Consider the following 7198-nt stretch of genomic DNA (forward strand, 5'->3'; position numbering starts at 1 on the left):
CCTTGCGCATCGCTGGGTGCGGCGTATCGTGGTGGACAGTTGTCGATCATCGGCCTTATTCAGGCTTCTCGCCGGAACTGGCGAATAGGCCGGTCGGATCGACGACCGCCAGGATCGCGTCCGGACGTGCCAGCGCTACCACCGTCAGTCGGTGCGCGCGTGCGTGATCGATCGCCATCGTGGTCGGCGCGGAGATGCCGACCAGCATCGGTGCGCGTGCGACCAGTGCCTTGTCGACCATCTCGAAGCTCAGCCGCGAGGTGACGAGGAGAAACCCGTCGGCCGCGCGGCGCTCGATCGCCAGCCAGCCGATCAACTTGTCGAGCGCGTTGTGCCGGCCGACATCCTCGAAGGTCGCGATGATGGTGCCGGTCGGATCGCATGCGGCGGCACCATGGACCGCGCCCGTGGCGGCGTTCAGCGGTTGGCGCGCGCGAAGGTGGGCAAGCGCGGCGAAGATCGCGCCCTGGTCCGCGACCGGCGGCGGCGCGGGGGCGGCGACCGGGCGCTGGACCTGCTCGAGGCCGGCGATCCCGCATAGCCCGCAGGCGGTATCGCTGGTCCGGTGGCGGACCCGGTCGTGGATCCGCCCCTTGCACCGATCGTGCAGCGTCACGCGGACGACCCACCCTGCCTTGGCTTCGAACGGTTCGATATCGGCGACATCGTCGATCGTGTCGGCCAGCCGCTCGGTCAGTGCGAAGCCGGTCGCGAACGCTTCGAGGTCGGCGGGCGTCGCCATCATGACGGCATAGCCGATGCCGTCGACCTCGATCGCGACCGGTGCCTCGACCGCCACCGTGCGGTTTGCCTGATCGGTTCGATCATGGCGGATGATCCGTACCGGTTCGTCGCGCCAGGTCACAGCGCGAGCAAGTCAGCGGGGGTGTTTATATTGGCAATGGACTGCGGCGACTCGATCGGGATCGCCCCGATTGTGCTGGCCCATGACCGAATGGAAGGGCCGAGCTTGAAGTTGATGGGCGTACGTCTCCCGCCGTTCGTATCGAGCGAAGTCGGGATACGCCTGATCCCCGCCGGGCTAGGTTTCTCGACTTCGCTCAAAACGAACGGTGTCAGGATCATCGTTTCGGTGAGCAGCGCGAGCAGTTGATCCAGTGCCGATACCGGCCAGTGCCCCAGCACCGGTGCCCCCGTGCAGTACGCCGGTGCTTGTACCAGCAGCGCTTCGACCAAGCCGCCCGGCAAGCGCGGCATGTCGCAAGCAATTGTCAGCACGCTATCGAACCCCGACCGCGCGGCATGATCCAGCGCCGCCGCGATCCCGCCCGGCGGCCCCAGCCCCGACGCAGGCACATCCGCGATCCCGCCAGCGCCACCGACCCGGATCACTGCTTCCACGAACTGTGCGATCGCTGCACCCGCGTGGTCTGCCAGCGTTATGCCGTCGAACAGCGCCGCACCCTTGTCGGATCCGAAGCGGGAGGATCGCCCGCCAGCCAACACCGCGCCCAACACCTTGCCCATTTTCCATCTCCGTCGGCACGCCATTCAAATCCGCCCGCCAAGCGCCTAGATCAAGTACCAAGACCAACAGGAAGCGATCGATGACCACCCACACCACCCGCATGCTCGTCCTCGGTTCCGGGCCGGCGGGGCTGTCCGCCGCGATCTATGGCGCACGGGCGGGCATGGTGCCGATCGTCGTGCAGGGGATCCAGCCCGGCGGGCAGCTGACGACCACCACCGATGTCGAGAATTACCCCGGCTTCGCGGACGTCATCCAGGGCCCGTGGCTGATGGAGCAGATGCAGAAACAGGCGGAGCATGTCGGCACGCGGATGATGTGGGATACGATCGTCTCGGTCGACCTGACGCGGCGGCCGTTCCGCCTGATCGGCGATGGCAGTGACATATACGACGGCGATGTCCTGGTCATTGCGACGGGCGCGCAGGCGAAATGGCTCGGCATCGACAGCGAGGAGCCGATGAAGGGCAAGGGCGTCAGCGCCTGCGCGACCTGCGACGGCTTTTTCTTTCGCGGCAAGAAGGTCGCGGTGATCGGCGGCGGTAATACCGCGGTCGAAGAGGCGTTGTACCTCACCAACCATTCCCCCGACGTGACGTTGATCCATCGTCGCGACACGCTGCGCGCGGAGCGGATCCTTCAGGACCGGCTGTTCGCGCACAAGGGCGTGCGGGTGCTGTGGAACAAGGAAGTCCGCGGCTTCGTCGATGGCGGCGGCACTGCGGGGCTGGTCGCGCTGGACCTGGAGGACACGGTCACGGGCGAACATAGCCGGCTGCCGGTCGATGGCGGCTTCGTCGCGATCGGGCATCATCCGGCGACCGAGCTGTTCCGCGGGCATCTCGATCTGGATGCCGACGGCTATGTCGCGGTCGAGACCGGGTCGACCAGGACCAGCGTACCCGGCGTGTTCGCGTGCGGCGACGTGGCGGACAAGGTCTATCGCCAGGCAGTGACCGCGGCGGGCACCGGCTGCATGGCCGCGCTCGACGCCGAACGCTTCCTGGCAGCGGCGGAATTCGTGGAGATGCGGGAAGCGGCGGAGTAGTTACAGCGCCGCGACGATCGCAGCTCCCAGCGCCGCGGCGTCGCCTTCGCGTGCGAAGCTGTGCGAAGCGCTCGCCACGACCGTCATATGGGTATCGAGCCGGCGCTGGCGGGCCGCACCCACGAAGGCGATCGCAGTCGCGTCACCCTTGGCCAGGACGATTCGCGCGTCGACACCCCAGCCGCGGATCGCGGCGACGACCGCGTCTGCCAGCGTCTGCGGTTCGGGCGGCGCGGCTGCAATCTTGCGCAAGCCGCGGAACGCTTTGCCGATATCGACCCCGCCGCGAAGCGCGCGCCACCACGTCGCCGGATCGCGCAACCGCTGCGCATAGTGCGCCCGGATCGCCGCGACCGGGGGCAGCTGATCGTCCTGCTCGACGAGCCAGGGGTTGGCCAGGACGATCGCATCGATCCCCGCGGCACGACCGAACAGCGCGAGCGTGGTCGCGGCGTCGCAATTGCCGAAGCCGATGATCCGGGTCATGTGAGGCGCGTGGGCGCGAAAGGCGACGACGGCGGCGATCAGATCGTCCTGTGCGCCGGTATAGCCGGTATTGGCGCCGCCTGAATCGCCAACGCCGCGGCGGTCGTATCGAAAGACGGGGTTCCCCGCCTGCGCCAGCCTGCCCGCGAGCACCGCCATACCGCGATGAGCGCCGCAGCGAATTTCATTGCCGCCCGACACGATCAGCAACCCCGTCGTACCGGCCGCCGCGTCGATCGTCCCGATCAGCGTTTCGCCCTGACAAGGGAACGCAATCAGGCTTCGCATGCTGCGATCCAGTCCGCGATATCGCTGGCAAGTATCTGCGATAGCGCGTCGTCGGTATCCGGTTCGCTGCGTCGCCACGGCGGTGCACCATTGATATGTCGATCCGCCGGCGCAGGGTCGGTCGACAGCCGAACGATCCGGCCCCTACCATGCAACGCGCTCGTTGCCAGATCGGCGAGCAGCGCCGGCACCAGCAGGTTGCCCGCGACCCGGACCGGCGACGAGCCATCGTTGTGCAGTCCGGACCCGCTTTCCCCGCGCTTCATCCGCGACAATTCGCGCAGCAACGCTGGCCCATCCTGCGGCGCGAGGTGCCAGCATCCGCCAAGATCGACGGTATCGGCCAGCAGCGCCCCGCTCCGCACCGTGACGACATAGCAGCGGCGTCCGTCGCGACCGATTCGAGCGACGGCGGCGGCGAACGCCGTCTGCATATCGAGCAGCGACACCGTTTCCAGCAACACCAAACTCTCACTCTGCCCCGGCAGATCGGGCAGGGCGCTGCCGATGCCATGCACCGCCAGCATTCGCAGGATCGCGGCCACGAACGCCCGTGTCCGGTTTGCCTCCTCGAACAGCGGCAGCACTGCGATGACGACCGGACCGACATCCGGCCCGAACCGAAGCATCGCCTCGCGCCCGCGCGCCCAGTCATAGCCGTCGATGCGTGGATCGCCGGTCATGCCGGCGGTCGTCAGGCCAGCGCCCTGGACGCGGCGAATTCGGTTAGCGCGCCGAACGTCTCGAGCATCTCTCCGTCCACTTCGTCGTCGTCGATCACGATCCCCAACCGATCCTCGAGTTCGGTCAGCACGCCGGCCACCGCCATCGAGTCGAGTTCGGGCAGCGCGCCGAACAACGGCGTTTCCGGACGAAAGGCGGCGACTCGCTCGGGCGACAAGCCGAGAATATCCGCGAGCACCGCGCGTACCGTTTCGTCGATCGGTGTCTTGCCTTCGGGGATCACGCCGCCTCGCTTCGCATCTTCGATCCCGCCCGTTAGAGGGCGGGGGTGAATTCGGCAACGGCCTGGCGCTATGAGGGGTTTATGATCGCGCTCGATCCCTTGCCCCGACCCATCGACCATCTGCCGCTGCGCGGCGCACCGCGCGATATCGCCCTTGTCGATCGGGCGGGGGCCATGACCTTCGCCGAGCTCGCGGACTTGGTGGGGGCGGTCGCGTACTGGCTGTCGGGGCAGGGACTGACGGTCGGCGACCGCGTTGCGACATGGCTGCCGAAGACTCGCGCGGCGTGCGTGATGCCGCTCGCGACCGCGCGTGCGGGGCTGGTGCACGTACCCATCAACCCGCTGCTCCGCCGCGCGCAAGTCGCGCATATCCTCTCCGACAGCGGGGCGCGGCTGCTGGTGACGCAGGCCGCCCGGGCCGGGACGCTGGAGGCGGAGGATGTGCCGGGCGGGTGTTCGGTGATCGAGGAACCTTCGTTCCCCCGCGAAAGCGGGGGTCCAGGGGCCACCAGCGACATTGCCCGTAACCCCGGGGGCCCGCTTTCGAAGGGGAAAGGGGAATACCTCCCCCCCTCGAACGCCGCACCCGATACGCTCGCCGCGATCCTCTACACCTCCGGTTCCACCGGGCGGCCCAAAGGCGTGATGCTCGGCCACGCGAACCTCTGGCTCGGTGCCATATCGGTCGCGCATTATCTTCGGCTGGCACCGGCCGACCGGGTTCTCGGCGTCCTCCCGCTCAGCTTCGACTATGGCCAGAACCAGTTGTTCTCGACCTGGGCGGCGGGGGCGTCGGTTGCGCCGATCGACTATCTGGTGCCGCGCGACGTGGTGAAGGCGGTCGAGCGGTTCGAGGCGACGACGCTCGCCGGCGTGCCACCGCTGTGGACGCAGTTGCTGGAGGTCGATTGGCCAGCGGAAACAGCGGCGCGGCTACAGCGGCTGACCAATTCGGGCGGTGCGCTGACGCCGCAGCTGGTGCGCGGGTTGCGGGCGCGGTTCCCGGGCGCGGACATCGTCGCGATGTACGGGCTGACCGAGGCGTTCCGGTCGACATGGCTGGACCCGGCGCTGATCGACGCGCATCCCGATGCGATGGGCAGAGCGATCCCCTTCGCCGAGGTGATGGTCGTCGCCCCGGACGGTACGCGCGCCGCGCCGGGCGTGGCGGGTGAACTCGTCCATGCCGGGCCGCTCGTCGCGCAGGGTTATTGGCGCGATGCCGAACGGACCGCGCTGCGTTTCCGCGCCGCTCCCGTCTTCGCCGACGCCACCGGCCTGGCAGTGTGGTCCGGTGATACGGTCGTGGAGGGGGCGGACGGGCTGTTGCGCTTCGTCGGCCGAGACGACGAGATGATCAAATCCGCGGGCAACCGGATCAGCCCCGGGGAGATCGAGGAGGCGGTGATGGCGGGAGGCGAAGCGCGCGAGGCGGTGGCGATCGGCGTGCCGGATGCGCGGCTGGGGCAGGCGATCGCCGTCGTCATGGCCGGCGATGCGGCGAACGAACCGGCGCTGCGTACCCGGCTGAAGGCGCTGCTGCCCAGTTTCATGCAACCCGCACGCTATGAATGGCGTGCCGAACTGCCGCGCAACGCGAACGGGAAGCTCGATCGCGCGGGCGTTCGGGCAGCGGTGACGTCATGAAGCCGATGGGCCCCTTGCCGCCCGAATTCGCGGGACAGGCCGGCGCGCTGACGATCGGCGAACGCCGTGCCGAGGATTGGGTGGCGGAGGCGGGCGACACGCCGCTGTTTGTCTACGACGCCGCGATCGTTGCCGCGCGGGTCGCGCGGTTTCGCGCCGCGATGCCAGCGGTCGATCTGCATTACGCGATCAAGGCCAATCCTCACCCCCCGCTGATCGCGGTGATCGCGCCGCTGGTGGACGGGCTGGACGTCGCATCGGCGGGGGAATTGCGTCTCGCGCTGGCGGCCAAGCCCGCCGCCGCGATCAGCTTCGCGGGGCCAGGCAAGCGTGACGACGAACTGGCGATCGCGATCGGCGCAGGCGCGACGCTGAACGTCGAGTCCGAAGGAGAAGGCGCGCGGGCGCTGGCGATCGGCGATCGGCTCGGCATCGCGCCGCGGCTGGCGGTTCGGGTCAATCCGGACGTCGAACTGCGCGGTTCGGGAATGAAGATGGGCGGTCGCGCATCGCCGTTCGGGATCGACGCCGATCAGGCCGCGGCGCTGGTCCGGAAACTGATCGACGGCGGTGCGGACTGGCGGGGTTTCCATTTCTACGCCGGGTCGCAGGCGCTCGATGCCGCGGCGATCGCCGACACGCAGGATGCGACGCTGGCGTTGGCCGCGCGGCTGGCGGAGGCGGTCGGGGCCGCGCCGCCGCTGGTCAATCTGGGCGGCGGGTTCGGCGTGCCGTATTTCGCGAACGACCGCGCGCTCGATGTCGAGGCGGTCGGCGCTCGACTGGCCGACGCGCTGGGCGCGCGCACGGCGATCCTGGCGGACAGCCGCTTCGCGATCGAACTCGGCCGCTGGCTGGTGGCGGAGGCGGGCGTGTATCTCACGCGTATCGTCGACCGGAAGCTTAGTCACGGAGAGATTTTCCTGGTCGTCGACGGCGGCCTGAACCACCAACTGGCGGCGAGCGGCAATTTCGGCACCGTCGTCCGACGCAACTACGCTCTTGCGGTGGCGTCGGCGATGGGTGCGGAGCCGGTGGAGACCGTGTCCGTCGTCGGTCCGCTCTGCACCCCGCTCGACCGGCTCGGTGATCGCATCGCATTGCCGCAGGCCATGGCCGGCGACCTGATCGCGATCTTCCTCGCCGGGGCTTACGGTGCCAGCGCCAGCCCCACCGGATTTCTTGGCCATCCCCCTGCCGCGGAACGGCTTTCCAGCTAGAGTCGTTTCCATTTAGGTTGAAGCATATCCTGAGTTCCTCAGATAGTTGG

Annotated in this window: 8 protein-coding genes; 3 read left to right on the forward strand and 5 right to left on the reverse strand. The window is 68.5% G+C overall.

The annotated features are described in order from the left end of the window. Nucleotides 1-55 precede the first annotated feature (55 nt). Together fdhD and ACFE7D_RS06605 are read right to left on the reverse strand one after the other, a co-directional pair. Complete coding sequence (gene fdhD, locus ACFE7D_RS06600) at nucleotides 56-865, reverse strand: formate dehydrogenase accessory sulfurtransferase FdhD (RefSeq protein ID WP_375394631.1); 810 nt, start codon at nucleotides 863-865, stop codon at nucleotides 56-58. Further along, nucleotides 862-1488 carry a molybdenum cofactor guanylyltransferase gene (locus tag ACFE7D_RS06605; RefSeq protein ID WP_375394632.1) on the reverse strand — a complete coding sequence of 209 codons (627 nt, stop codon included), beginning with the start codon at nucleotides 1486-1488 and terminating at the stop codon, nucleotides 862-864. Before ACFE7D_RS06605 ends, fdhD begins: the two co-directional genes overlap by 4 nt. Nucleotides 1489-1568: 80 nt before the next feature. Here ACFE7D_RS06605 and trxB point away from each other — a divergent pair, with 80 nt between their 5' ends. Next, on the forward strand, nucleotides 1569-2537 hold the full coding sequence (gene trxB, locus ACFE7D_RS06610) for a thioredoxin-disulfide reductase (RefSeq protein ID WP_375394633.1): 969 nt from the start codon (nucleotides 1569-1571) through the stop codon (nucleotides 2535-2537). Here trxB and ACFE7D_RS06615 read toward each other — a convergent pair whose 3' ends face one another. The 3 genes from ACFE7D_RS06615 to ACFE7D_RS06625 are packed head-to-tail and all read right to left on the reverse strand — an operon-like array spanning nucleotide 2538 to nucleotide 4278. Then, nucleotides 2538-3311 (reverse strand): hydrolase 1, exosortase A system-associated, encoded by a 774-nt coding sequence (locus tag ACFE7D_RS06615; RefSeq protein ID WP_375394634.1) that lies wholly within the window; start codon nucleotides 3309-3311, stop codon nucleotides 2538-2540. Beyond that, the gene (locus ACFE7D_RS06620) at nucleotides 3299-3994 is read right to left on the reverse strand and encodes a hypothetical protein (protein WP_375394635.1); all 696 of its coding nucleotides are present in this window, start codon (nucleotides 3992-3994) and stop codon (nucleotides 3299-3301) included. Before ACFE7D_RS06620 ends, ACFE7D_RS06615 begins: the two co-directional genes overlap by 13 nt. Before the next feature lie 11 nt (nucleotides 3995-4005). After that, nucleotides 4006-4278 (reverse strand): acyl carrier protein, encoded by a 273-nt coding sequence (locus tag ACFE7D_RS06625; protein ID WP_375394636.1) that lies wholly within the window; start codon nucleotides 4276-4278, stop codon nucleotides 4006-4008. A gap of 81 nt (nucleotides 4279-4359) precedes the next feature. Between ACFE7D_RS06625 and ACFE7D_RS06630 the strand changes: the two genes are divergently transcribed. Together ACFE7D_RS06630 and ACFE7D_RS06635 are read left to right on the forward strand one after the other, a co-directional pair. Then, on the forward strand, nucleotides 4360-5928 hold the full coding sequence (locus ACFE7D_RS06630) for an acyl-CoA ligase (AMP-forming), exosortase A system-associated (RefSeq protein WP_375394637.1): 1569 nt from the start codon (nucleotides 4360-4362) through the stop codon (nucleotides 5926-5928). Beyond that, on the forward strand, nucleotides 5925-7148 hold the full coding sequence (locus ACFE7D_RS06635; RefSeq protein ID WP_375394638.1) for a pyridoxal-dependent decarboxylase, exosortase A system-associated: 1224 nt from the start codon (nucleotides 5925-5927) through the stop codon (nucleotides 7146-7148). The genes ACFE7D_RS06630 and ACFE7D_RS06635 overlap by 4 nt, the downstream gene beginning before the upstream one ends. Nucleotides 7149-7198: the final 50 nt, after the last annotated feature.

The sequence above is a fragment of the uncultured Sphingomonas sp. genome (genome assembly GCF_964244235.1).
Classification (GTDB): domain Bacteria; phylum Pseudomonadota; class Alphaproteobacteria; order Sphingomonadales; family Sphingomonadaceae; genus Sphingomonas.